The sequence below is a fragment of the Methanogenium organophilum genome (assembly GCF_026684035.1).
Classification (GTDB): Archaea; Halobacteriota; Methanomicrobia; order Methanomicrobiales; family Methanomicrobiaceae; genus Methanogenium; species Methanogenium organophilum.
In genome coordinates this window covers 302,822-326,613 of record NZ_CP113361.1, presented here as the reverse complement: position 1 = coordinate 326,613, position 23,792 = coordinate 302,822, and the positions used below count along the sequence as shown (strand labels likewise).

The 23,792-nt window shown below is 48.7% G+C and carries 19 protein-coding genes, 1 tRNA gene and 3 rRNA genes; 17 read left to right on the top strand and 6 right to left on the bottom strand.

Annotated elements, in window-relative coordinates; translation table 11 throughout:
* The first annotated feature begins 11 nt into the window (after positions 1 to 11).
* From larB to OU421_RS01690, 4 genes are all read left to right on the top strand, one after another.
* Positions 12 to 794 carry a nickel pincer cofactor biosynthesis protein LarB gene (gene larB / locus OU421_RS01705; RefSeq protein ID WP_268186865.1) on the top strand — a complete coding sequence of 261 codons (783 nt, stop codon included), beginning with the start codon at positions 12 to 14 and terminating at the stop codon, positions 792 to 794.
* Positions 781 to 1,296 carry a nicotinamide-nucleotide adenylyltransferase gene (locus OU421_RS01700; protein WP_268186864.1) on the top strand — a complete coding sequence of 172 codons (516 nt, stop codon included), beginning with the start codon at positions 781 to 783 and terminating at the stop codon, positions 1,294 to 1,296. Before larB ends, OU421_RS01700 begins: the two co-directional genes overlap by 14 nt.
* A 72-nt stretch (positions 1,297 to 1,368) precedes the next feature.
* Complete coding sequence (locus OU421_RS01695; RefSeq protein WP_268186863.1) at positions 1,369 to 2,667, top strand: hypothetical protein; 1,299 nt, start codon at positions 1,369 to 1,371, stop codon at positions 2,665 to 2,667.
* A 49-nt stretch (positions 2,668 to 2,716) separates the two neighbouring features.
* Positions 2,717 to 4,063 (top strand): MATE family efflux transporter, encoded by a 1,347-nt coding sequence (locus OU421_RS01690; RefSeq protein ID WP_268186862.1) that lies wholly within the window; start codon positions 2,717 to 2,719, stop codon positions 4,061 to 4,063.
* A 10-nt stretch (positions 4,064 to 4,073) separates the two neighbouring features.
* On the opposite strand, the gene OU421_RS01685 is transcribed toward OU421_RS01690, so the two are convergent.
* Both OU421_RS01685 and OU421_RS01680 read right to left on the bottom strand, forming a co-directional pair.
* Positions 4,074 to 4,394 carry a hypothetical protein gene (locus OU421_RS01685; RefSeq protein WP_268186861.1) on the bottom strand — a complete coding sequence of 107 codons (321 nt, stop codon included), beginning with the start codon at positions 4,392 to 4,394 and terminating at the stop codon, positions 4,074 to 4,076.
* 121 nt (positions 4,395 to 4,515) lie between these two features.
* Positions 4,516 to 5,685, bottom strand: a complete 1,170-nt coding sequence (locus tag OU421_RS01680; protein WP_268186860.1) for a redox-regulated ATPase YchF — start codon at positions 5,683 to 5,685, stop codon at positions 4,516 to 4,518.
* Between the two features lie 117 nt (positions 5,686 to 5,802).
* On the opposite strand from OU421_RS01680, the gene OU421_RS01675 reads away from it, so the two are divergent.
* Complete coding sequence (locus OU421_RS01675; protein WP_268186859.1) at positions 5,803 to 6,393, top strand: pyruvate kinase alpha/beta domain-containing protein; 591 nt, start codon at positions 5,803 to 5,805, stop codon at positions 6,391 to 6,393.
* A gap of 8 nt (positions 6,394 to 6,401) precedes the next feature.
* Complete coding sequence (locus tag OU421_RS01670; protein WP_268186858.1) at positions 6,402 to 7,256, top strand: DUF7847 domain-containing protein; 855 nt, start codon at positions 6,402 to 6,404, stop codon at positions 7,254 to 7,256.
* Between the two features lie 273 nt (positions 7,257 to 7,529).
* Here the strand turns inward: OU421_RS01670 and OU421_RS01665 are convergent, their stop codons facing one another.
* Complete coding sequence (locus tag OU421_RS01665; RefSeq protein WP_268186857.1) at positions 7,530 to 8,735, bottom strand: DUF92 domain-containing protein; 1,206 nt, start codon at positions 8,733 to 8,735, stop codon at positions 7,530 to 7,532.
* 159 nt (positions 8,736 to 8,894) lie between these two features.
* On the opposite strand from OU421_RS01665, the gene OU421_RS01660 reads away from it, so the two are divergent.
* Positions 8,895 to 11,495, top strand: a complete 2,601-nt coding sequence (locus OU421_RS01660; RefSeq protein ID WP_268186856.1) for a valine--tRNA ligase — start codon at positions 8,895 to 8,897, stop codon at positions 11,493 to 11,495.
* Here the strand turns inward: OU421_RS01660 and tmk are convergent.
* Positions 11,473 to 12,072, bottom strand: a complete 600-nt coding sequence (gene tmk, locus OU421_RS01655) for a dTMP kinase (RefSeq protein WP_268187852.1) — start codon at positions 12,070 to 12,072, stop codon at positions 11,473 to 11,475. The genes OU421_RS01660 and tmk overlap by 23 nt on opposite strands.
* A 162-nt stretch (positions 12,073 to 12,234) precedes the next feature.
* Here tmk and OU421_RS01650 point away from each other — a divergent pair, with 162 nt between their 5' ends.
* The 4 genes from OU421_RS01650 to OU421_RS01635 are packed head-to-tail and all read left to right on the top strand — an operon-like array spanning position 12,235 to position 15,440.
* Positions 12,235 to 12,921 (top strand): (5-formylfuran-3-yl)methyl phosphate synthase, encoded by a 687-nt coding sequence (locus tag OU421_RS01650; protein ID WP_268186855.1) that lies wholly within the window; start codon positions 12,235 to 12,237, stop codon positions 12,919 to 12,921.
* A 5-nt stretch (positions 12,922 to 12,926) separates the two neighbouring features.
* Positions 12,927 to 14,393, top strand: a complete 1,467-nt coding sequence (gene guaB / locus OU421_RS01645) for an IMP dehydrogenase (protein WP_268186853.1) — start codon at positions 12,927 to 12,929, stop codon at positions 14,391 to 14,393.
* A 44-nt stretch (positions 14,394 to 14,437) separates the two neighbouring features.
* The gene (locus OU421_RS01640) at positions 14,438 to 15,058 is read left to right on the top strand and encodes an ArsR/SmtB family transcription factor (protein WP_268186852.1); all 621 of its coding nucleotides are present in this window, start codon (positions 14,438 to 14,440) and stop codon (positions 15,056 to 15,058) included.
* Positions 15,048 to 15,440 (top strand): CS domain-containing protein, encoded by a 393-nt coding sequence (locus OU421_RS01635; RefSeq protein ID WP_268186851.1) that lies wholly within the window; start codon positions 15,048 to 15,050, stop codon positions 15,438 to 15,440. The genes OU421_RS01640 and OU421_RS01635 overlap by 11 nt, the downstream gene beginning before the upstream one ends.
* 19 nt (positions 15,441 to 15,459) lie before the next feature.
* Here OU421_RS01635 and OU421_RS01630 read toward each other — a convergent pair whose 3' ends face one another.
* Complete coding sequence (locus tag OU421_RS01630) at positions 15,460 to 16,452, bottom strand: mechanosensitive ion channel family protein (protein ID WP_268186850.1); 993 nt, start codon at positions 16,450 to 16,452, stop codon at positions 15,460 to 15,462.
* A gap of 3 nt (positions 16,453 to 16,455) precedes the next feature.
* Entirely contained in the window at positions 16,456 to 17,163 is a 708-nt protein-coding gene (locus OU421_RS01625; protein WP_268186849.1) for a DUF432 domain-containing protein, read from the bottom strand.
* A gap of 120 nt (positions 17,164 to 17,283) precedes the next feature.
* On the opposite strand from OU421_RS01625, the gene OU421_RS01620 reads away from it, so the two are divergent.
* The 6 genes from OU421_RS01620 to rrf all read left to right on the top strand — a co-directional run bounded on the left by OU421_RS01620 (position 17,284) and on the right by rrf (position 23,508).
* Positions 17,284 to 17,721, top strand: coding sequence for a NusA-like transcription termination signal-binding factor (locus OU421_RS01620; protein ID WP_268186848.1), 438 nt, complete (start codon positions 17,284 to 17,286; stop codon positions 17,719 to 17,721).
* Between the two features lies 1 nt (position 17,722).
* Complete coding sequence (hisE, locus tag OU421_RS01615) at positions 17,723 to 18,013, top strand: phosphoribosyl-ATP diphosphatase (protein ID WP_268186847.1); 291 nt, start codon at positions 17,723 to 17,725, stop codon at positions 18,011 to 18,013.
* 608 nt (positions 18,014 to 18,621) lie between these two features.
* A 16S ribosomal RNA gene (locus OU421_RS01610) occupies positions 18,622 to 20,089 on the top strand.
* 59 nt (positions 20,090 to 20,148) lie between these two features.
* Positions 20,149 to 20,221 (top strand) — tRNA-Ala (locus OU421_RS01605).
* Between the two features lie 174 nt (positions 20,222 to 20,395).
* Positions 20,396 to 23,322: ribosomal RNA gene (locus OU421_RS01600) — 23S ribosomal RNA — on the top strand.
* 64 nt (positions 23,323 to 23,386) lie between these two features.
* Positions 23,387 to 23,508: ribosomal RNA gene (gene rrf / locus OU421_RS01595) — 5S ribosomal RNA — on the top strand.
* Together the 16S, 23S and 5S rRNA genes with 1 tRNA gene alongside form the textbook arrangement of a ribosomal RNA operon.
* Positions 23,509 to 23,792 lie beyond the last annotated feature (284 nt).

Here is a 23,792-nt window from a genome sequence, read left to right as displayed (position 1 = left end):
AATTATCAGCCATGAATCCCCATCTGGTACTCAGGGATGTCCTGAACGCGTATAAATCCGGAGACATTTCTCTTAAATCCGCTGAAGAGAAGATCCAGGGCCTTCAGATTGAAGAGCTTGGAGAGATTGCACGGATAGACACCGGTCGCGGTGTGCGGTGTGGAATGCCTGAGGTGGTCCTGGGTGAGGGAAAGGACCGTGATCACCTGATTGAGATCATTCTCACACTTGTCAGAAAATCCGGGAAATGTATTGCCACACGTGTGCCGGAAGACGTGAGCGAGGAGATTGCAAAGGCTGCAGCTGAGGAGGATTTTTCCTGTGAATATCATCCGAATGCCCGTACTCTGGTGGCATCGCGCCTCCCATCTCCTTCCCTTCATGGAGGCACTGTCGGAATTCTCACCGCAGGGACGTCCGACATCAGGGTGGCAGAAGAGGCGCGGATTATCGCTGAAGAGATGGGCTGCCGCGTTGTAACCGCATATGACGTTGGTGCGGCAGGCATCCACCGGCTCTTTCCGGCAATCGGGATGATGCAGGATGCTGATGTTTATATTGTTGCAGCAGGCAGAGAAGGGACACTACCCTCGGTGGTAGCGGGGCTTGTCAGTCGCCCGGTTATTGGTGTGCCGGTATCCACCGGGTACGGGTATATGGGGCATGGAGAAGCTGCGCTTGCAAGCATGCTGCAGTCATGCTCGGTGATTGCTGTCGTTAACATCGATGCTGGATTTACCGCGGGTGCATTTGCTGCACAGATTGCACGGGGAACACAGAATGAAGAAGATTAGGGGATTTTATATCGGGCGGTTTCAGCCCTATCATTACGGCCATCAATCGGTGATTGAACACATCGCTGAAGAGGTGGATGAGATTGTGATTGGCATCGGCAGTGCACAGCAAAGCCATTCTCCAGAGAATCCGTATACCGCGGGGGAGCGGGTGCTGATGATTACCCGTGCACTGGAGCATTCTGTATCTCTGCCGTTCTACGTAATCCCAATTGAGGATATTCAGAGAAATGCACTCTGGGTTTCACATGCCCGTGCCATATCCCCTCCCTTTAATGTGGTATACTCTTCAAATCCTCTGGTTGTACGTCTCTTTAACGAGGCAGGCGCCGAGGTAATCTCACCTGAGATGTTTATCCGGGAGAACTACAGCGGGACAGAGATCCGCAGACGCATGCTTGTAGGGGAAGACTGGATGTCTCTTGTTCCACCGGTGGTAGCAGATGTGATAAATGAGATCGATGGTGTCGGGCGTCTGCAGGATGTATCGGGTAGTGACTAACCAGCATTTTCGTGTCGTAGTGATATGTGATACATACAAACAGAATCTGAGTAGAGACAGAGAGGGGAGCAAATGAGTTTTCTTGATAAATTATTGGGGCGCAGTACAGAGCCGGAAGAAATAGAACTTGCATTTCCCGACATTCCTGGGTGGATATCGGAAAAAGAACATGCCATTCATGAAGAGGCCGATGGTGCGGTTCGAGAATCACGTCCCCGTGTGCTTGAAGCACTTCGGGAGATGCAGGAGATGGTCGATGCACTGAAGGGCGCAACACCCGATGAGAATGAGGTGCTCCATCCCAAACTGCTAAAGGTGGTTGAACAGGGGGTGCCACGGTATGCGGCTGCGATGGAGAAGACGCTTTCACTTCCCCTCTCGGAGGTGCCGGGAGAATATTATGACAACTGTGTCGAACTGATCTCACAGATTGCAAAGAATACCAAAGGACCTGGCCGCTATATCGGCAATGTGTTCCCTGTGCAGATGAAGGAGATTCGGATTCAGACCGATGTCATCGGACGGGAAGTGAATGCAATTTCCGGTGTTCTTTTAAAAACACGGGAACAATCCGGGTGGGTTGATGAAGCCAATGAGACACATGCCCTGATTGTTTCAAAATGGAATCAACTTTCAGCGTCAGAGCAGAAAGCCGTTCAACTGGCAGAGGATAATGAAACACTGGCCGCCGAGCTCTCCGCACGAAAACAGGACCTTCAGGTGTATCTGGCGGGGGCGAACGCGAAGCAATATGAGAAGCTCATGTTGGAGCAGAGAGAATATGAGGCAAAACTCCATAACGCAAATGCTGACTATGAACGGATATTATCACGTTCTGCAAATGTCTTTAGAAAGGCAGTCCACATCTGTGAACTTTCCGGAGATAAAGAGACAATTGCGCTTCTGAAAGGCGTCCGGAATGGCCTTGAGTCACCATCTTCCGAAGAGCGTGTTCAGGCACTTGCTGCCTACCCGTCCCTCTTTCCTCTCCTTGCACGGATGATCCGTGAGAATGAAGGGCTTGTCAAAAACAAAGATGAGGTGTCCCTGTTTGCAGAGCAGGATGCCTTTATCGTTCCCCTAAGTGATGCAATATCCAGCTTAAATGAATTGAATGCGGAGAATGAGCGGATTATGGGCGTTCTGGAAAAACTGCCGCATGCCGGGAAAAGGGATGATATGGAAGGGAATATTCGTAGCGTTACGGAGAAGATTGCTGCGAATTCAGCGCAGATTAATAGCATTCAGGATGTTACAGAGGATATTCGTGTATCTGTACCTGAGCTGACGGAAAAGCTCAGGCTAAATATTGAATGTCTGGCCGGTGAGGGTGTCCGTATTTCCCTTACTCAGGTGCCGGATTTTTCCTGACAGCCTCTCAGATGTGCGCAGGGTACAGGGCGCAACCGGTGGGCGGGACATGAAATCAATTGATCTGACAAAGGGCCCTATCACACGCTCCCTTCTTGCTATCGCAGCGCCGCTCGTTGCCGGTAATATTCTTCAGGGGCTTGTGGAGGTTGCCGACCTCTTCTTTGTCGGGCGCCTCAGCCCGGCGGCAATTGGTGGAGTGGGCCTTGCAATTTCAGTAATTTTTGTTTTAATGACGCTTATTATCGGCCTTGCGGGGGGGACGACTGCCTTTGTCTCCCGTTATTATGGTGAGAGCAATTATCCGTATGCGGGTCGTGTCCTGATTCAGGCGTTAATACTGGGTTTCATACTCTCGGTGGTGATCTCAGTTGTGGGGGCACTTTTTGCAGATGAAATGCTGAGTCTGTTCCAGGCGCCTGTAGATGTTATTATTGAGGGGGGGGCATATCTCAGGGTACTCTCCCTCGGAATCGTGACCCTGGTTGAATTCTGGATTGTTTCAACTTTTTTCCAGAGTATTGGCGACACTAAGACGCCGCTCCTGATAATTCTCGTAATAAATATACTCAATATCATCCTCGACCCTGTTCTGATATTCGGGATATGGCTTGTCCCCCCAATGGGTGTGTCCGGTGCCGCAGCAGCCACGGTCATTACCCGTGCTTTTGGGCTTGGGATTGGTGTTTTTTTGCTTTTAACCCGCCTGAATGCACAGATGGAATTTACCCGGCATTTAGAGGCTGATCTCAGTCTGATGCGTAGGATACTGCGGGTTGCGGTTCCGAATATGGTCCAGTCCGGGGTTCGGAGTGTGAGTTATCTTGTCATGTATGTCATCATCGCGTCATATGGCACGCTTGCTCTCTCCGCCTTTGGCATTGTCAGTCGTATAGAGATGTTCGCGCTGATGCCCGGGTTCGGTCTTGCGACTGCTGCAGCGGTGATGGTCGGGCAGAATCTGGGTGCAGAAAATCCGGACCGGTCAGAACAGTCTGTCTGGAAGGCGCTGGAATTATATGGCGGTTTTATGGCAATAATCACCGTGTTATTCCTGTTTTTTGGAGCAGACATAGCTCAGTTTTTTGACCCAAGCGGTCTTTCGGATGCATATGCAGTCTCTTATTTTCAGATAGTGTCGCCATTTTATGTGCTGATTGCTATTGCAATTGTTCTCTCATTTGCTCTGAATGGTGCTGGTGACACAAAGAAACCGATGTATGCCACGCTTGTCTCGTATTTTCTGGTACAGGTGCCGCTTGCATTGATTCTCCCTGCACTCACGGGGACAGGTCTTGCAGGAGTGTGGTATGCAATGGCAATTGGTATTCTTGTTCAGACCGTTGCACTCTACCTGATGTTTCGGTCTGGAAAATGGAGAAATATTCGGATTTAGAGGTTGTCTGTCAGAGAGAATTGAAACTGATATCTCCGATTTCATCGGCAATTCCGGCTACTTCCTGTACCCCGAATGCTGTCATGACGGATGTGAGGTCAATATCGATTGCCGCCTCACACATATAATCGATGATATCAATGGAGAGTTCACGTTTCTGCTTCGATTTTTTAATCTGGTCCACAAGGAACGTGATCCTCTCAGGCGGCTCCATCCGGAGTTTTGCCGTACTAACAACACACATGAAAATCCGTGTCATGTTCCGGTCCGGCCCGGTGATCGTTTCGAAGAAATTTTTGATCACCTGAGCCTGATAGATCTCTCCGCCCATAATAGATACAATCTTTTTACTAATTGCATATATCTTTTGTGGATACACAGGATGATACGAATGGTTCTCTGCTCAATCTGATGAAAATTCACGTCGTAATTTTTATTGAAAAATAGGGATTCTATTTTTTGGTTGAGACGATCTTGATGACGTCTCCGGTATGCAGTTCATGGTTTTCCTTGATTCTCATCTTTGTCTTTGCGTCAACGGCATACAAGAATCCGTCCCCGATATCGGAGTGCACCTGGTAGGCAAGGTCATGGGGCGTTGAACCACGTTTCATGAGGAATGCATCCGGCAATACCCGCCCCTGTCCGTCACAGAATTTATTCTCATCTTCTACCGGGTAGACAACGATCATATCCAGAAGGTCAAAGATGGATCCATTGACTGCCTGCTGAACACCCGTGCCGCCCAGTGAGTCCATAACGTCCTGAATTGCCATGAGACCTTTCTTCTGGGCATCATTGAGTAGGGAGTCCGGTGCAATGGTAAAGGTTGGATCTCCGGGCAGATAATTAATAAATCCACCTTCCACTGCTTTTCTCAGTGCCAGTTCACCGGCTGCAGATGCAAATAAGATGCCGGTCTCTTTCAGATTGTTGCGCATTTCTTCAGATGCGAGATCTGCCTTGTTTGCAACCACTACCATTGGTTTGCTTAGGGGCACGAGGACGGAACAGAATTTGATCAGTTCATCGTTGGTGCAGGATTTCAGGTCGACTCCAGCTTCACGTTCAGCATCACGGACGTGTTCATACGTGATCTTGAGGCCTGCAAGGGCCTCTGCGACAGCATCAAGGATGTCATAGTTGCGCTGCTGGGTTGAACGCTGCATCTTTGGCCAGTTCTTTTCAAGAATGCCGTAGATCCACATGGACATTTCGTATTCAATAAACCCGATATCTTCGCGCGGGTCATGGGATCCTACATCAACCGGGTTTCCTTCACTGTCTGTTCCGCCACTTCCGTCAATGATATGGATGATGACGTCTGCTTCTCTCAGGTGGTCCAGAAACTGATTGCCCAGTCCTTTCCCCTGGTGGGCGTCGGGCACAAGTCCTGCAACATCGATAAGCGCCACCGGAATGAAGCGGACACCGTTTGTGCAGTTGCCGCACTCAATGCCCAGTTCCTGGCACGCGCATGGGATACGCAGGTAGGCAACGCCCGTGTTTGCGTCAATCGTTGTGAACGGATAATTTGCAATCTCGGCAGGTGCGAGTGTGGATGCGGTAAAAAACGTTGATTTTCCACAATTTGGTTTTCCTGCTATAGCAATTGTAAGCATTATACTCCTCCTCTCGTCTTCAAAATTGATTCATATCTCGGGCATTTTTCGTGCCGTTGCATATGGTATCTGATTGTCGTACCAGAGTATAAATGATAAGATGCAAAAAACGTTATCATGAGTTTTTCTGAAAAATCGGTTTTTTTCTTTGACCGGCCGGGAAAAGAAAATTCACATGACGCTGCAAAGATTGCAGTGAAACGTGCACAGGAACTTGGAATATCCACCATTGTTGTTGCAAGTACAACCGGTGAAACGGCGAAGGTTTTTGCTGAGGCGATGGAAGGGACGGATATTCATCTGGTTTGTGTGACACATACCGTTGGATTCCGTGAACCAGGAGTGTGGGAATTTGATGAGGCAAATCTGCCGTACTTCAAAGAGCAGGGAGCAGATGTGATCATGGGGACACATGTCCTCTCAGGCCTCGAACGCGCACTATCATCAAACCCGAAGGTGGGCGGTGGATCCCGTACTGATGCTGTTGCAGAGACACTCCGCCGGACGATTGCGATAGGACTGAAGGTGGCTGTTGAGTGTACGCTTATTGCTGCAGACCAGGGTAAAGTACCGGCAGATTCCGAAGTAATTGCCGTTGGTGGTACAGCGCAGGGTGCGGATACGGTCTGTGTGGTGCTTCCTGCAAATACGGCCCGCTACTTTGACCTGCAGGTTCGTGAGATCGTAGCCATGCCCCGGAATCGCTGAGAGACACTATGGTCGTTTATTCACTCAGGGAAGCCCTCCGTAATATTGGGAGATATCCCCTTATCCTGCTCTCCGGAGTGTGGGCCGGATGTATTGTTGCAGCTGTTGAATACTGTATATTCAATGGCCTTGATTTCTATGGTGAGACGATTGGATTCTTTGGCGTTATTGTATTCCCGTTTTTTGTGGGAGCATCCTATGAGATGATACGCCGGGATGATCGATCACTTTCTGCATATGGTACAGGGGGCATTTCGCGGTATTTCGCAATCCTGCTACCGGGAGCCTTTCTGACATTCTTTGGAGCCATTGCAGTAATGATTGTCACTGTACTGCTGGCAACATTTGGTGGGGGGAATGATGATACCCTTATGGTCGTAGGTATCTTCTGGATATTTATCCCGCTCATGTTCTTCTTTTTCTTCTATGATACCGCTGCGGTTTTCGAGGAAAAGAAGGTATTTACATCACTGTTACGGAGTGCGGCATTCGTCCGTTCCCGGCCCTTTGAGGTTATCGCATTTTATTGTGGCTGTTTTATTCTCCTCATTGCGTTATTTGTGGTCAGTGCCTTTCTGGGATCCATTTTCCTTGCAGGTTCAATGGTCTTTGATCCGTCCCTTGATGTTAACACGCTTCTGAATATGACTGTTGAGGAGCAGCAGAATCTGATTGGAGAAGAAGGGATGAATCTAATAATTGTTCTGTATGCGGTGGTTACAGGGATTTTTTCCGCCATTCTTCTACCCTTTAAAGCGGCTTTTTATCGGCGGTATGTGCAGGCAGTTCCTGAAGCAAATTCTGATAAAAAGGTACAGGAAGGGGTTTATGATGAAAAGGGACGTTGGTACAAATATTCCTGATTCCTCTTTTTTTCTTCGGGTATAGTTTCATTTAATTCTGGAGATGAAGGTGTTTTATTTCTGAAAAAAGATCAATATCCTGAATGTCATCTGGGATCTCAGGAGACGTTGCACCATTTTGTAGGATTTCGCTGTTGGTATTGTTTGGGTATGCCATTGTTTTTGGGGAACACTTTGTGATGTGAAGCAAGAGCGTACCAATGTTTTCAGTTACCGGAGGGATAAAATCTTTTGTATGAACATACCCTGAATGATATCCCGTGCATTCCTATTTCAGAAAGAGCTGAGTGCATAATACACTACCATCGCAAAGAGTCCGGAGGACAGAGTGGCGAGGAAATTCGTTCCGGCGTTCCCTATAAGATTTTTATTCTCATACAGTGCACCGATGAGACTGTCGATGTTGGTGCCGAAAAATCCTGCAAGTATGGTAACCACAACGAGGATTGGATCTGCAACATTCAGCGCATATGCGATTAGGGCGATAATGATGGCACCGGTAACTGCTGCAACCTCTCCTACCATGGTTACTCCGCCATTTGTGCCGCGAGGCACCTCCCTGAATGTGGTGATGAGCCGTGGTGTCTTTCCCACAACACCTACCTCGCTTGCAAGGGTATCTGAAGTAGCACAGGCGACACTTCCGAGGAAGAGTGCAATAAATATAGGGTCCTGGGTGACCCCATACAAAATCGCACCGCAGAGTGAGACGAGGCCGTTTGCAAATACATTGAAATATCCGCGGACTCCGCCGTGAGATTCTGCCACTCCCATTGCGGTCTTCTTTTCAAACCGGAATTTGGTGGTGCCTGCACCAAGTATGAAGAATGCAAGCATAATGAGAAACCAGCTCACGTCTGTGAAAACGATGATGAGGATACCCATCAGTGCTCCGGAAAAGAGACCTGAAACGTCTGCTGCCTTTAGTTTGTATGAGGTAAATGCAAATCCGAATCCAATGATGACTGCAAAGATGAGGATGGTCGTCTCGACGTGATATCCAATCTCATAGAATAGGAGCATTGTCATCGCAACGCCCAGTGTCTCAATAAAGATACTGTCCTGTCGCTCCCGAAGAATGGAATGGAGCATCAGGGCAACGATTACTCCGGTGACTGCTACAAAGGGAGCCGTATATCCGGAGTACATCATCACCAGAAACGCGCTCGTGAAAGCGACAATGGTAAACGGAATATATCCTTTCGTTCCTCTCCCCGCGATCCGGTATGCTGCTTCGCCCATGATTACAATTGCAAATGTAGTGGAGAATACCACCAGCGGTATCAGTTCAAGACCATAGAATACTGCTATCGTTGCGATGGAAAATGAGGTATATCTGGACTTTTTTATTAGAAAAAGCAGTGCACAGATGAGCACAACAAAAAGGGAGAGCAACCATGGGGGGGTGATATATGGGGCGATTATAATGCATGCCAGTGCGAGAGCCGATACTGCCCACATGCCTGTCTCCCGTTCCATTGCTTTTATTTCTGTAATTCATGCTTAATGGGTTTATGCCTGTTCCATGCCATTCCACTCTAAAATCACGGATGTCATGATAAACTAGTGCAGGCTGTCTTCTGGTGAATGGCGTAACTGCGATTACTATTAAGAGAAAAAACAACCAATATTTTCGAAATGTCGCCATCAACGGAAATACCGAAAACCTATGATCCAAATTCTGTGGAAGAGCGTTGGCTGCAGGAATGGAACGATGAGGACAATTATTTTGATCCCCTCTCATGCAAACCGCAATTTATTATTGATACCCCTCCTCCCTACCCCACGGGCAATTTCCACATTGGAAATGGCTTTAACTGGTGTTATATCGATTTTATTGCCCGGTATAAGCGGATGCGCGGATTCAATGTCATGTTCCCCCAGGGATGGGACTGCCATGGCCTTCCCACAGAGGTGAAGGTTGAGGAGATTCATGGTATCACAAAAAATGACGTGCCCCGCGATGAATTCCGGCGCATGTGTCGTGAACTGACCATTCAGAATATCGAAAAAATGCGCGCGACGATGCGACGGTGTGGATTTTCAACAGACTGGAGTAATGAATATATCACCATGATGCCGGAGTATTACCGGAAGACGCAGATATCATTTCTCCGGATGCTTAAGGCAGGCGACATATACCAGAGTGAACATCCGGTAAATTTCTGCACCCGCTGTGAGACAGCCATCGCATTTGCAGAAGTGGCCTACGATGACCGTACCACGCTCCTGAACTTCTTTAATTTTGATGGTGTAGAGATTGCGACCACCCGCCCTGAACTTCTCGCAGCCTGTGTGGCAGTTGCTGTTCATCCGGATGATGAACGGTATGTGGGAATGGAAGGAAATACTCTGACGGTTCCGCTCTTTGGCTACGATGTGCCGGTTATAACCGATGCGGCAGTTGACCCGGAGTTTGGCAGCGGTGCGGTGATGATCTGTACATTCGGTGACAAACAGGATGTGCACTGGTGGAAGCAGCACAACCTTGACCTGAGAAAGGCCATTGACCTCTCCGGCAGGATGACTGCCACCGCAGCCCCCTATGATGGTCTTACCACAACGGAGTGCCGTGAGAGAGTCCTTGCAGATATGAAGGAACAGGGTATTTTAATCCGGCAGGAAGATCTGGATCAGCGTGTCGGTGCATGCTGGCGGTGCAAGACACCCATTGAGATTCTCAGTGAGCGCCAGTGGTTTGTGAAGATTCATAATGAAGGCATCATCAAAGCGGCGAAAAATATCATGTGGACACCGGATCACATGTATTCCCGGCTGGAAAACTGGGCATCACAGATGGAATGGGACTGGTGTATCTCACGCCAGCGTATCTTTGCAACCCCGATTCCCGTGTGGTTCTGCGATTCCTGTGGTGAGGTTATTGTGCCGGATGAGGCAGACCTGCCGATTGATCCGACTACCGAGTCTCCAAAACATGCCTGTCCGGTCTGTGGCGGCACCTCGTTTACCGGGGAAGAAGATGTGCTTGATACCTGGATGGACTCCTCGATTTCTGTTCTGAATGTCACCGGATGGGACGGTGGGGAAATACCCGAGCGTTTCCCTGCGCAAATCCGGCCTCAGGGTCATGACATCATCCGGACGTGGGCATTCTATACTATTCTGCGCTCCCTTGCTCTGACCGGGTCCAAACCCTGGAATGAGATCCTTGTGAACGGGATGGTGCTTGGTGAAGACGGCTATAAGATGAGCAAGAGTCGTGACAATATCATTCCGCCGGAAGCTATCCTGAAGGACTATGGAGCAGATGCATTCCGCCAGTGGAGTGCTATCGGTGCGGCAACCGGGTCTGATATCGTCTTCAACTGGACTGATGTGGTCGCTGCGTCACGGTTCCAGACAAAACTCTGGAATATTTCACGCTTTGTCCTGATGCAGCCGGGTAATACGGGTTCCCTGAGCGAAGATTCGGTGACCGCCCTTGCTGACCGGTGGCTGATGTGCCGGCTTTCTGCAACGGTAGCAGAAGTAACAGAGGCAATGGAGGGATACCAGTTTGACCGTGCCATTCGTGCCATCCGTGAATTTTCTCGAGATGTCTTTGCAGACAATTATATTGAGCTGGTGAAAGGCAGGCTGTATGAAGACGAAGGACCGGCACGTGACAGTGCCCTCTATACCCTGAGGCTCTCGCTTGCCACGATCTGCAGAATGTTTGCACCGATTACGCCGTTCTTTTCTGAGGAGTGCTATTCATACTTTGGTTGCGGAAGTGTGCATGCCGCAGGATGGCCTGATCTCTCGTTTGTCGATGAGGATGCAGACCGAAAAGGTGCCCTTCTCTCCACTGTGGTCTCAGAGGTGCGTCGGTTTAAGCATGACAATGGTATGGCACTCAACGCTCCCCTTGGTAGTGTCTTTGTGTATGCACCTGATGAAGTCGATGATGCCGGTGACGCATCCCGCGCTCTGAATGCTACTGTGACCTGGAGTACAGAAGAACCGCAGCTTGAACGGGTAATATCAGACGTGGACTTCTCGATGGCGGTCATAGGGCCGAAATTGAGAAATAAAGCCCGTGGGTTTATGGATGTGGTGCGTGCGCTTTCTGAGGACGACCTTCGCGATGGTGTATCACATGTTACTGTTGACGGGGAGGAGGTTGCAGTGCCGGAGGGCGCTTACGAGCTTGTCTATGCCTACCGTGTTGCAGGAAAAGAGGTGGATGTGCTGACCCTTGATGATGGGGTCATTGTCACCGTTTCACGAACTGCCTGATACTGTCGGCAACATAATTCCCGATCTTCTCTTTTTCCAACATTGCGTCGATGATGACAAATCGTTCCGGATCCTTTTCTGCCGCCGCCAGGTAGTTTTTCTGGACACGGGAGAGGATCTCTGCTTTTTCAAAGTGTTCAGTACCATCGCGGTTGTTTGAGAGACGTGACATGGCTTCATCTACCGGAATGGTCAGGAGATAGGTTCGGTCGGGGAGAATGGTCCACCCGTGATGGACGGCCTCCAGCCACCCCAGAGCATCCGGTAGGATGGAATCCAGCGTGACAGATTGGTAGGCATAGCGTGAATCACTATATCGATCAGAGATGACCAGTCTTCCGGCAGAAAGGGCTGGTCGGATCACATCGCGTATATGCGCGGCGTGGTCTGCGGTGAAGAGGAGGGCTTCAGCCACCGGGTCAATTTCTTCTGCAATCCCTCTTCTTACCTGTTCTCCAATCCATGTTGAGCCGGGTTCACGGGTAATGACCGGCGCAATGTCTTTTAAATTTTCATTCAGGAATCTGATAAGTGTGGATTTCCCTGTTCCGTCTATTCCTTCGATAGTAATCAGCATTCTAATTCCGTCCTGCATATTTTAGTCATACCACTTATTCTGAATGAGTGGGCGCGTGGCATCTGTCTGTTCGGGGAAATTATGGTTATGTCGGGGATGGTTTTCTCCTTTCGGGATATGATCATACGTAATCACTATTATGGGGAATATCCAAAAATAAGTATGGAACTATTAGTAAGCCCCAGCAGTGTTGAGGAGGCACGGAGTGCCCTTGCTGCTGATATCATCGATGTGAAGAAACCGTCAGAAGGTTCACTCGGTGCCAATTTTCCCTGGGTTATTCATGCTATAAAGGAACTGTCAGATAAGCCTGTCAGTGCTGCTATCGGTGATTATTCATTTCTTCCCGGCGGTGCGTCACAGGCGGCATATGGTGCGGCATCTGCCGGTGCGGATTATGTAAAGGTCGGCCTGAAGTTCGATGGAGCTGAGCGTGCAGCGGAATTGATTTCCTCAGTTGCAAAGGCAGTGCACTGGCAGTATCCGGAAAAGACTGTTGTGATTGCAGCATATGCGGATTACGAACGGATGGGTACAATTTCTCCGATGGAGATGGCCCCTCTTGTGGCCGAAAATGGAGCAGATATCGCCATGATCGACACAGGTATTAAGGATGGAAAGAGCCTCTTTGATTTCATGGATGAATCTGTTCTTGGGGAATTTACCGATCTCAACCGCAGCCTGAATCAAAAGACTGCTCTTGCAGGCTCTCTGAAGTTTGATGACCTTGCACCTCTGCGGAGTATCAATCCTGAAATTATTGGTGTCCGTGGGATGGTCTGCGGTGGAGACCGCAGCAGTGTGATCAGGGAAGAGCTTGTTGAAAAGGCAATGTCACTTGTGAGGTGAGCAGCATGTGTGCCGGAAAACTGGATATCCCGCTGGCCCTGACATTCGATGACGTTTTGCTGGTGCCGGAGGAGTCATACGTTGAGCCATCAGAAGCAGACACCCGATCCCGGCTGACACGGAACATTGATCTCAATATTCCTATCCTTTCATCAGCCATGGACACCGTTACTGAGGCACGAATGGCGATTGCCCTGGCCCGGGAGGGGAGTATTGGGGTAATTCACCGGAATATGAGTGCAGAGCGGGAAGTAGAAGAGATACGTCTGGTGAAGCAGGCAGAAGATATTATTGAGCGCGAAGTGGTTACCGTTCAGTCTGATTCAACCGTCGGGGAAGTGGACCGGATGATGCGCTACCATGACATTGGTGGCGTGCCTGTGATGGATGGCGACATGATCATTGGCATTGTCAGCCGCAGGGATCTGCGTGGTATTGTCGGAAAACGTGGTGATGAGAATATCCGGAATGTAATGACTCACGAGCCTATTACTGCAGAGGATGGTATCGGTCTGGAGGATGCGCTTGAGAAGATGTACACCAATAAGGTTGAGCGCCTCCCTGTCACAAATGCAGATGGGAGCCTTCTGGGTATTATCACAATGCAGGACCTCCTGGAGCGTCACCAGAATCCAAACGCACTGCGTGACCGTGATGGGAATCTTTGTGTTGCTGCTGCGGTTGGGCCGTTCGATTTTGAGCGTGCGGTCATGCTCGCTGAGGCTGGTGCTGATGCTCTTGCCGTTGACTGTGCGCATGGTCATAATATGAATGTGGTATCCGCTGTCCGTGACATTGTGGGAAGTGTCTCCTCAGATGTTATTGCCGGTAACATTGCTACGAGAGAGGCTGCAGAGGAATTTGGTGCAGATGTTGATGCAATAAAAGTCGGCATCGGCCCGGGTTCAATCTGTACTACTCGTATTGTCGCAGGTGTGGGCGTGCCCCAGATCACTGCTATTGCAAACGTTGCTGAAGTGATGATGGAGTATGACACACCCGTTATCGCTGATGGTGGTATCAGATACAGCGGTGACATTGCAAAGGCAATTGCCGCCGGTGCGGATTCTGTGATGGTTGGAAGCCTTCTTGCGGGAACAGACGAGTCTCCTGGCCGTCTTATTGCAATGAAAGGCCGACGCTACAAACAGTACCGGGGTATGGGATCTCTTGGTGTGATGAGCGGTGGAGAATCCAGTGATCGTTATTTCCAGAAGAAAGATATCGGAAAGAACAAGTTTGTTCCGGAGGGTGTGGAAGGGGCGACTCCATACGTTGGTAATGTATCTGATGTTCTTTACCAACTTGTCGGTGGTCTGAAATCTGCAATGGGATACACGGGTTCAAAGACCATTCAGGATCTCAGAAAGAATGGAAGATTTGTTCAGATAACGTCAGCCGGATATTCTGAAAGTCATCCGCATAATATCCTCATAACTGATGAGGCACCGAATTACCGCGTCATGGAATGATGCGGAATCTATATATATTTTCTTTTCACTTACTTTAGGTAAATATGATCGATGATGATGGGGGTTCTGGTCTCCTTGATGTACTTGGTAACAGAAACAGGCGGCGCATCATCAAACTGCTTCGTGAAAAGCCATGCTATGTTACGGAGATATCAGAGCGGTTGACGTTGAACCCGAAGGCGGTGGTGGATCATCTTCAGTATATGGAACGGGCAGAGTTTCTTTCTTCTCGTAAAGATGCGCGGAGGCGAAAATATTACTACCTTGTTCGTGACATAAGCATTGATATAAAGGTTGCAGATGCTCCGGGCATGCTGCTGAACAATGTTCCCTCATATCATGACAAATTTATTAATTCCGTGGTGAATCTTCGTTCTCTCCTTAATACCCGCAATCGGTATATTGAGACATTGGAATATCTTGAGGGAGATATTGATGCCGCTATTGACGATCTTGTGCATGCGAGCAAAGACATATTAGCAGGCGAGACAGAAATCAATCTTATAACCGCACTATGTAACAGTGATCTGTCAATTCCTGAAATTCACAGGATAACAGATGTTCCTGTTTCCCACATCGAGTGTGCAATGAAACGGCTTGAGGGAATGGGGATTGTAACGCGTCATGGACAAAAATATTCGGTGCGTGAAACAAATGGCAAATGAACCAAACGACGACATCTTTAGGAATCTTGCAAAGGCTATGGAGGAGATGATTCGCAATCTGCCCGGGGATGAATCCCCACGGTTTGTAGGTTGTACGATCATATCGGGCTCAGGTGATGATGGGCGTATCTTTCATATGGACGATTTCGAAGATGAATTTGATTATGACCTTGTTGAAGATTCAGATTATTTCTATATCACCCTGGAATTGTCAGGTGAAGAATCTGATGTGCCCCGTGTGGAATTTCTTGAACAGGAAGTGCGGGTGACCATTGATGGTCGTGACTTTGAGGTGCCCCTTTCTGCCCCCATTCATCTGGGACAGTGCAGATATGGCATAAAAAACGGTGTTTTGGATATAATTTGCCGTAAACTGAACTAAAAAGTAAAATAAATTCTCATTATTTTTCTTGTTCGTCCGGACCATTGTACGGGGTGGTGCTGTAATGGCTGCTTTCCCTGTTATTGGGTAGGATGGCTGATTTGCAGCATATGTGCGTCTGCTTATGATTTTCTCCAGAATCCTGTGCATCAGGTAGTATTTTGGACGGGAATTCGTCCCTTTCTTCGGGGTTGATCCAGATGGTGCGCTGTGGGAATGGGATCTCCATGCCGTCGGCTTCAAGTGCGGATTTTATTTTCCATAGCATGGTTGTTCTGATGTCCCACCAGACCTCGGAGGGTGCCCACATGCGTGTTTTGATTATAACTCCGTCTGATGCAAGTTCATCAACATATATGGATGGTCCTGGATTTTTCAGGCAGAATGGCTCCTCTTCAATGAGCGCTTTAATTATTTCTATTGCCCGGGATGCATCGTCCTGATAACGGATTTCTACATCATATTCGAACCGGCGGGCGGTATTTGCCACATAGTTGATGATTGTTGTGGTGAATATCTTCTCATTTGGGATGCGGACATAAATGCCTTCAAATGTCTTTCCTATGGTGGAAAAGATCCGGATGTCTTCCACTATGATGTGTGTGTCTTCAATCAGCACATTTTCGCCGATTTTGAGCGGCTGTTCGAAGATGAGAAAGATGCCTGAAATAAGATTGGCAACGACGCTTTGAGCAGCAAAACCAATGATGATACCAACAACCCCTCCTGCAACAAGGATGCCTGAGAGGTCTACTTCGAGGTATGGTAGGGCAGTTAAAAATCCGATGGCGAATATCACCCAGTATGCTGCCTTGCTGATGAGGTTCAGGTCATTTTTCCGGACTCGGTCTTTGAGAAATCGAGTGAGGTTGAGGGAGACAATTTTTGCGACGATAACTGCTATGATGAGGATGACAAAAAACCAGAGTATATTGGCCATGGTGGTCTGGCCATAGATTGGGTCTGTAAATATCGGAGATTCAAAAATGATAAAAGTTGCATTGGCATCCATCTGTCAATACCCCCATTCCATGAGAAATGTACGGTTTATTGAGGGTATATTAAGAGTGTGATAGACTTCCACTGCTTTTTGGAATTCTGATGCTGCCGGGTTGCGGACAAATTCTGTTTCTGCGGTGGTGGGTGTGAGTATCTTCATGTGGGCCAGCATGGAGACATAGGGGCCGTAATAAATCTTCATGCTGTATCCATCAAGGACTGTTCTACAGATATTTGCCCATTCAGTAGTTTTATTGTGGATTTCCAGACGAAGTACGCCGTTGCAGTAACGGTCGGATTCCGGTGGTGAGGAGAAGATGTCACTGGCATAATATTTGGTGATAACTCCTCCTCCGGAGGGTCCGTAGAGTGAATATTTCTGCGGGCAGAATGAGAATATGTCAACTGCCTCCATTTTTCTGTTGCCAAAGACAATGACGCCAATCTCAATGGGAAACATTAGATATACAATTTTTTTCCCTTCTGGTTCTATGAGGACTGGGGGAAATTCTATTTCAAGATAGTGAGTGACAGGTTTTGGCAGATTGACAGGTTCTATTGGGTTTATGGTAACAATAGCATTGCCCGTTGTAAGGAGTGTTTTTTGTACGCTCTCACCACCTGATATTTGTCGTGTATATCGAAAAAAATCGCCATCTTCAGTTATGGAAAGGGCGATGGTTTCGTCTGAGTATTCAAAGGGGATTTCATATCTCCCGTACATAGGATTAACTGTTTTAAGCAAGATATAAAACGTTTTTGTGAATTCCTGAAGAATTGCTCTAAATTTGATGGGACAAGGGGTTATATGGTATCAAAGGGGAAATATTACTGAGACTGTTTGATGCACAATGTCATAGGCTTTAAAGAGCGCAGATATATTGAGGAGCTTCGTATTCTTACCAAATCGATTGCAATAGACTGTATTGTGGATGATGGATTTGATCGGATCATCTATGTGGTGAAAAAAGGTGATATGGGTCTTGCAATCGGTAAAAATGGAGAAAATATTCGTCGGATGCAGAAGGTTCTTGGAAAGCGTATTGAGATGGTTGAAGAGGGTGACACTTTATATGAATTTGTCAGAAATATTCTTCGGCCGATTGATGTACTGATGGTAAAAGACGATCCGGAATCCGGAAAAATCCGGGTTTTAATTAAAAAAAAGCGGGACCTTGGCATTGCAATAGGCAAAGGCGGTTCGAATGCGGAAAAAATCCGCCTTCTCTGCAGGCGTATGTATAATGCTGAGGTTGTGGATATTGTCGCAGAAGGTGAATAATATGGATACTGATGTAATTGCTGAAGTATGGGATACGATTAATCAGAGAATGGAAGATCGTCCGGAAGGGTCATACGTTGTTTCCGTGCTTACGCACCGGAAAGGGATGGACAAGGCTCTTGAAAAGGTTGGTGAAGAGACTACAGAATTTATTCTTGCTGCGAAAAATGGTTCATCTGAACGGACTGTTGAAGAGGCTGCGGATCTGTTGTTCCATATTATGCTGGCTTTGCGTGCTTCCGGTGAAGATCTGGGTGAGGTGCTCGAGGAACTTTCCCGTCGGCGCCATTGATTTTTAATTTTGTGTAGATTTTTCCTGAATTTTATTATCATTTTTTACGAAATCCTGTATGCGCGTGTTACGATCGACGGACATGTTTTTGGTGTTCGAAATATAGTGTGCGCTCAATCGGGGCCGTTTGCTGTATTTTTTCTGTGTAGTTGTGGTTTCATGCAGGGTCATCCGGTCGATCTTTTGGTGTATGGGGTATCGATTTCAGAAGAAATTCCAAGGGTTTATATCCCTGTGGTTCCCATGTTGTTAGGTCGAATGACTGTGACAATCGGGGGCTATACTGCCTTTGTTTGCTCTGCAGGCATACAGATACCATAGAAATATGATCTTTGTACATGCCCGAACCGTTTCGGGTCGGTGCAGAGGTCTGTCTTCGGGACTTCGGAGGGAAATGCGAGGGTTTATCACCTCTTGCCGCTAATACTGAAGTCCAAGATTTTGATGGGGAACCGAAACCACTCGGATGGGAGTGTCGGTTCTGACGTTGGCACTGGCAATGCGGAAATCTATTTAGTAACCGCTAATATCCTTTAAAAAATAAGTCGAACATAAGTGTGCTTTGAAAAGCAAAACTGAGGTATCAGTTTGCCTACTTCAAGAAATTAATTCTGGTTGATCCTGCCAGAGGTCACTGCTATCGGGGTTCGATTAAGCCATGCGAGTTGAGAGGGTTTAGACCCTCAGCGGACTGCTCAGTAACACGTGGATAACCTGCCCTAAGGTGGAGAATAACCCCGGGAAACTGGGGATAATACTCCATAGATTAGAGATACTGGAATGTTCTCTAGTCGAAAGCTCCGGCGCCTTAGGATGGATCTGCGGTCGATTAGGTTGTTGTTGGGGTAACGGCCCAACAAGCCTGTAATCGATACGGGTTGTGGGAGCAAGAGCCCGGAGATGGAATCTGAGACACGATTCCAGGCCCTACGGGGCGCAGCAGGCGCGAAAACTTTACAATGCAGGAAACTGTGATAAGGGAACCCCGAGTGCCCGTATACGCGGGCTGTCCAGGTGTTTAAAACGCATCTGAAGAAAGGGCCGGGCAAGACCGGTGCCAGCCGCCGCGGTAATACCGGCGGCTCGAGTGGTGGCCACTTTTATTGGGCTTAAAGCGTCCGTAGCTGGACCCTTAAGTCTCTTGGGAAATCCGCCGGCTTAACCGGCGGGCGTCTAAGAGATACTGGGGGTCTAGGGACCGGGAGAGGTGAGAGGTACTCCGGGGGTAGGAGTGAAATCCTGTAATCCCTGGGGGACCACCTATGGCGAAGGCATCTCACCAGAACGGCTCCGACAGTGAGGGACGAAAGCTGGGGGAGCGAACCGGATTAGATACCCGGGTAGTCCCAGCCGTAAACTATGCGCGTTAGGTGTACTGGTGACCACGAGTCACTGGGGTGCCGAAGGGAAACCGTGAAACGTGCCGCCTGGGAAGTACGGTCGCAAGGCTGAAACTTAAAGGAATTGGCGGGGGAGCACCACAACGGGTGGAGCCTGCGGTTTAATTGGACTCAACGCCGGAAATCTCACCGGATAGGACAGACATATGATAGCCGGGCTGAAGACTCTGCTTGATGATCTGAGAGGAGGTGCATGGCCGTCGTCAGTTCGTACTGTGAAGCATCCTGTTTAGTCAGGCAACGAGCGAGACCCACGCCAACAGTTGCTAGCTTGTTCTCCGGAACGATGAGGACACTGTTGGGACCGCCTCTGCTAAAGAGGAGGAAGGAATGGGCAACGGTAGGTCAGCATGCCCCGAATTATCCGGGCTACACGCGGGCTACAATGGGCAGGACAATGGGTATCGACACCGAAAGGTGAAGGCAATCTCTTAAACCTGTCCCAAGTTCGGATTGTGGGCTGTAACTCGCCCACATGAAGCTGGAATCCGTAGTAATCGCGTTTCAACATAGCGCGGTGAATGCGTCCCTGCTCCTTGCACACACCGCCCGTCAAACCATCCGAGTGAGGTTTGGATGAGCCTGTGGTTTTTGCCGCAGTCGAATCTAGGTTTCGCAAGGAGGGTTAAGTCGTAACAAGGTAGCCGTAGGGGAATCTGCGGCTGGATCACCTCCTAAAGAACTGGGTATGCGGTTATTAAATAGAACGTAAAATTGCTGGTGTCAACAGGATATGGGCTTATAGCTCAGCTGGAAGAGCGCGGCGTTTGCAACGCCGAGGCCAGGGGTTCAAATCCCCTTAAGTCCATTGCCTGGTAATCAGATGTGTCCTTCGTGACATCTATTGTCTGAGAACCAGGCTACCAATGCACCCGGAGACGTGAGTTTCCGGGGAAGGGCCGAGAGTCCACAAGACTCTTAGAGGCTGTGTAAAGGTGTGCACATTGGACGTTAAATGAGTTTTAACGGACACAATCAAAAAGACATAGCTGATACAAACCTGTCAGTGGATGGCTCGGTTCGAGTGCCGATGAAGGGCGTGCCAAGCTGCGATAAGCTCCGGGTAGGCGCATGGAACCTATGATCCGGAGATACCCTAATGGGACCTCCTGCTTCTTCGGAAGCGATCCGTAAGGATTGGGAACCCCCCGAATTGAAACATCTCAGTAGGGGGAGGAAGAGAAATCAAACGAGATGTCGTTAGTAAAGGCGATCGAAAACGACATAGTTCAAACCGAATCCCTTCGGGGACATGTGGTGTTGTGAGCCTTCCGTTTAACCAAACATCCGAAGCGGAAATAATTCTGGAACGGTTTGCCACAGAGGGTGATAGCCCCGTACGCATACCGATGTTTGGTGAGGAAGTGTCTCGAGTAGTGCGGGTTGGAATTCTCGCATGAACCTGGGGGTCATCAACCTCCAAAACTAAATACTCCTCGAAACCGATAGCGCAATAGTAGCGTGAGCGAAAGCTGAAAAGTAACCCTGGAAAGGTGGTTAAAAGTGCCTGAAACTGATAGGTGATAGTGTGTTGTGGCATGAAAGGATCTTTACGTTGAAAGAACCCGTCGCGAGGCGGTAGTATGGGATGTATTGCCGGTGTCACAACTTACGTTTTGAAGAACGGGCCAGAGAGTTTATTCTGTTGGCGAGGTTAACCGGTAAGGGAAGCCGAAGCGAAAGCGACAAGTCCGTAGCATTCGTGCATGGGACGACGTATTAATCGTGCGTGTAGTCGACAGGATAAGACCCGAAGCCCAGTGATCTATGCGTGGGCAGGCTGAAGGGTGACGAAAGTTGCGTGGAGGGCCGAAGCGGTATTGATATGCAAATCATTCGTGTGACCTGCGTATAGGGGTGAAAGGCCAATCGAACTGGGCATCAGCTGGTTCCTCTCGAAACATGCCGTAGCATGACCTGGCTGGAGATAGACGGTGAGGTAGAGCACTGATTGGAGGAGTTGGGGGAGAAATCCCTCACCTTCCTGTCAAACTCCGAATTCCCCGTCGTCGAAGAAGGCTGGAAGTCCGCACTACGGGGTAAGCTTGTAGTGCGTAAGGGAGACAACCCAGACTGTGGTTAATGTCCCTCAGTGTAGGTTAAGTGTCAATACTAAAAGATGTCCTAGGCCAAAGACAACTGGAAGGTGAGCTTAGAAGCAGCTACCCTTTAAAAAGTGCGTAACAGCTTACCAGTCGAGGTTTAGGGCGCTGAAAATGGACGGGGCTAAAACCTACCACAGATACCACAGACCACCGTAAGGTGATGGCGTAGAGAGGCGCTCTGCATGGGCGGAAGCAGGGGTGTAAGTTCCTGTGGACCGTGCAGAATTGAGAATTCTGGCACTAGTAGAAGCATAGTTAGGTGAGAATCCTAACCGCCGAAGGGGCTAGGTTTCCTCGGCAATGTTCGTCAGCCGAGGGTTAGTCGGTCCTAAGTTATACCGTAATTCGAGTATAGCGAAAGGGAAACAGGTTAATATTCCTGTACCATCTGATTGTAGTTAACTTCGGTTAACCCTGACGTTTCTGGATATGCTTTGCAGGGCTGTCGCCCTGTCTAATCGTATAAACTCCTGGAGAACCGTAATGGTGAGAATTGAGTGAAAGCGTGATGGAGTAATAAAGCAAACTCCTGGAACCCGTGAAAAGGGAATCAGATGTCCGTACCGAGATCTGACACAGGTGCCCCTAGCTGAGAAGGCTAAGGCGTGTCGGTTTAATTGTGTTTAGGGAATTCGGCAAAATGGCCCCGTACCTTCGGAAGAAGGGGTGCCTGCCCAGCGATTGGGCAGGTCGCAGTGACCAGGGGGCTCCGACTGTCTAATAACAACATAGCAGACTGCAACTCCGAAAGGACTAGTATAGTCTGTGATTCCTGCCCAGTGCAGGTATCTGAAAACCGGGTTCAACCGGACGAAGGACCTGTAAACGGCGGGGGTAACTATGACCCTCTTAAGGTAGCGTAGTACCTTGTCGCTTAATTGGCGACTTGCATGAATGGATTAACGAGAGCCCCACTGTCCCAAACACAAGTCCGTTGAACATTTTATCCTAGTGCAAAGGCTAGGGACTCCAAATGGGAAGTGAAGACCCCGTGGAGCTTTACTGCAGCCTGTTGTTGTGTTACGGTATTCATTGCGCAGTGTAGATGGGAGATGTCGATCCAGCCCTTGTGGGGGCTGGTTAGTCAACAATGAGACACCATCCTTTGTTTACTGTAACACTAACTCCTCGTGAGGACATCGGTAGGTAGGCAGTTTGGGTGGGGCGCCACACCCTCGAAAAGGTATCAAGGGTGCCCCAAGGTCAACTCATGTGAGTCAGAAACTCACAGAAGAGTGTCAAGAGCAAAAGTTGGCCTGACGTGAACACGCATAGCAAGTGTTCGCGAGAGGAAACTCGGGTCTAACGAACCAATACGCGCTTTTGATGAGTGCTATTGACGACAGAAAAGCTACCCCGGGGATAATTGAGTCGTCACCGGCAAGAGCACATATCGACCCGGTGGCTTGCTACCTCGATGTCGGTTCTTTCCATCCTGGCTGTGCAGCAGCAGCCAAGGGTGAGGTTGTTCGCCTATTAAAGGGGATCGTGAGCTGGGTTTAGACCGTCGTGAGACAGGTCGGTTACTATCTATTTGGAGTGTTAGAGGTCTGAGGGTAAGACGGAAATAGTACGAGAGGAACTTTCCGTCGTCGCCACTGGTATACCGGTTGTCCGACAGGGCAGTGCCGGGTGGCTACGCGATAATGGATAAAAGCTGAAAGCATCTAAGCTTGAAACCAGACCTGAAAAGAGACCTCGTCTGAGGGCATGGATAAAAGATCCGTTTGATAGGCTCGGGATGTGAGCACGAAGGTAACGACGTGTTAAGTCCACGAGTACTAACGCCCAAATCAGCTAACACTGATTAATCGTCCGTTAAAACTCAGACGAATTTCAATGTGCACACCACACTATACAACCTCTGTATTTGCGGCCATAGCAGCGGGGCAACACCCGGACCCATACCGAACCCGGAAGTTAAGCCCGTTCACGTAGTGTGTGGTACTGAGTTGCGAGAGCGCTCGGGAAGCACACCACGCTGCAAATGCTCATACTAAATGAGGAAATCTGTTCTGTATCTGTTATGCAAAGAAGCGTGAGCGCTTCGAAACGATTCTTTCTGTGGTACATCTCTGCACTGTTCTGTGACATTCTGTTCTGTATAAACTGAATACAAAAGAGCGTGAGTGTCGCGGTGCCTGTTGTTTCGCATCTTCGTTGATGGTTTTTTTCTGGAAAGGGAAAGTGCTGGTAAGTTTGGGATTGTTATAGTGCCAGTGATACCAACGGTACAATGCGAAGAATTTTGTGTGTCGGAATCATTCATACGCA

Bases quoted from the DNA above. Each gene is read 5' to 3' on its own strand.
- OU421_RS01650 (WP_268186855.1), top strand. From the start codon at position 12,235: ATGGAACTATTAGTAAGCCCCAGCAGTGTTGAGGAGGCACGGAGTGCC.
- OU421_RS01660 (WP_268186856.1), top strand. From the start codon at position 8,895: ATGTCGCCATCAACGGAAATACCGAAAACCTATGATCCAAATTCTGTG.
- OU421_RS01625 (WP_268186849.1), bottom strand. From the start codon at position 17,163: ATGTACGGGAGATATGAAATCCCCTTTGAATACTCAGACGAAACCATC.
- OU421_RS01635 (WP_268186851.1), top strand. From the start codon at position 15,048: ATGGCAAATGAACCAAACGACGACATCTTTAGGAATCTTGCAAAGGCT.
- OU421_RS01665 (WP_268186857.1), bottom strand. From the start codon at position 8,735: ATGGAACGGGAGACAGGCATGTGGGCAGTATCGGCTCTCGCACTGGCA.
- OU421_RS01675 (WP_268186859.1), top strand. From the start codon at position 5,803: ATGAGTTTTTCTGAAAAATCGGTTTTTTTCTTTGACCGGCCGGGAAAA.
- guaB (WP_268186853.1), top strand. From the start codon at position 12,927: ATGTGTGCCGGAAAACTGGATATCCCGCTGGCCCTGACATTCGATGAC.
- OU421_RS01670 (WP_268186858.1), top strand. From the start codon at position 6,402: ATGGTCGTTTATTCACTCAGGGAAGCCCTCCGTAATATTGGGAGATAT.
- tmk (WP_268187852.1), bottom strand. From the start codon at position 12,072: ATGCTGATTACTATCGAAGGAATAGACGGAACAGGGAAATCCACACTT.
- OU421_RS01620 (WP_268186848.1), top strand. From the start codon at position 17,284: ATGCACAATGTCATAGGCTTTAAAGAGCGCAGATATATTGAGGAGCTT.
- larB (WP_268186865.1), top strand. From the start codon at position 12: ATGAATCCCCATCTGGTACTCAGGGATGTCCTGAACGCGTATAAATCC.
- OU421_RS01685 (WP_268186861.1), bottom strand. From the start codon at position 4,394: ATGGGCGGAGAGATCTATCAGGCTCAGGTGATCAAAAATTTCTTCGAA.
- OU421_RS01690 (WP_268186862.1), top strand. From the start codon at position 2,717: ATGAAATCAATTGATCTGACAAAGGGCCCTATCACACGCTCCCTTCTT.
- OU421_RS01640 (WP_268186852.1), top strand. From the start codon at position 14,438: ATGATCGATGATGATGGGGGTTCTGGTCTCCTTGATGTACTTGGTAAC.
- OU421_RS01630 (WP_268186850.1), bottom strand. From the start codon at position 16,452: ATGGATGCCAATGCAACTTTTATCATTTTTGAATCTCCGATATTTACA.
- hisE (WP_268186847.1), top strand. From the start codon at position 17,723: ATGGATACTGATGTAATTGCTGAAGTATGGGATACGATTAATCAGAGA.
- OU421_RS01680 (WP_268186860.1), bottom strand. From the start codon at position 5,685: ATGCTTACAATTGCTATAGCAGGAAAACCAAATTGTGGAAAATCAACG.
- OU421_RS01695 (WP_268186863.1), top strand. From the start codon at position 1,369: ATGAGTTTTCTTGATAAATTATTGGGGCGCAGTACAGAGCCGGAAGAA.
- OU421_RS01700 (WP_268186864.1), top strand. From the start codon at position 781: ATGAAGAAGATTAGGGGATTTTATATCGGGCGGTTTCAGCCCTATCAT.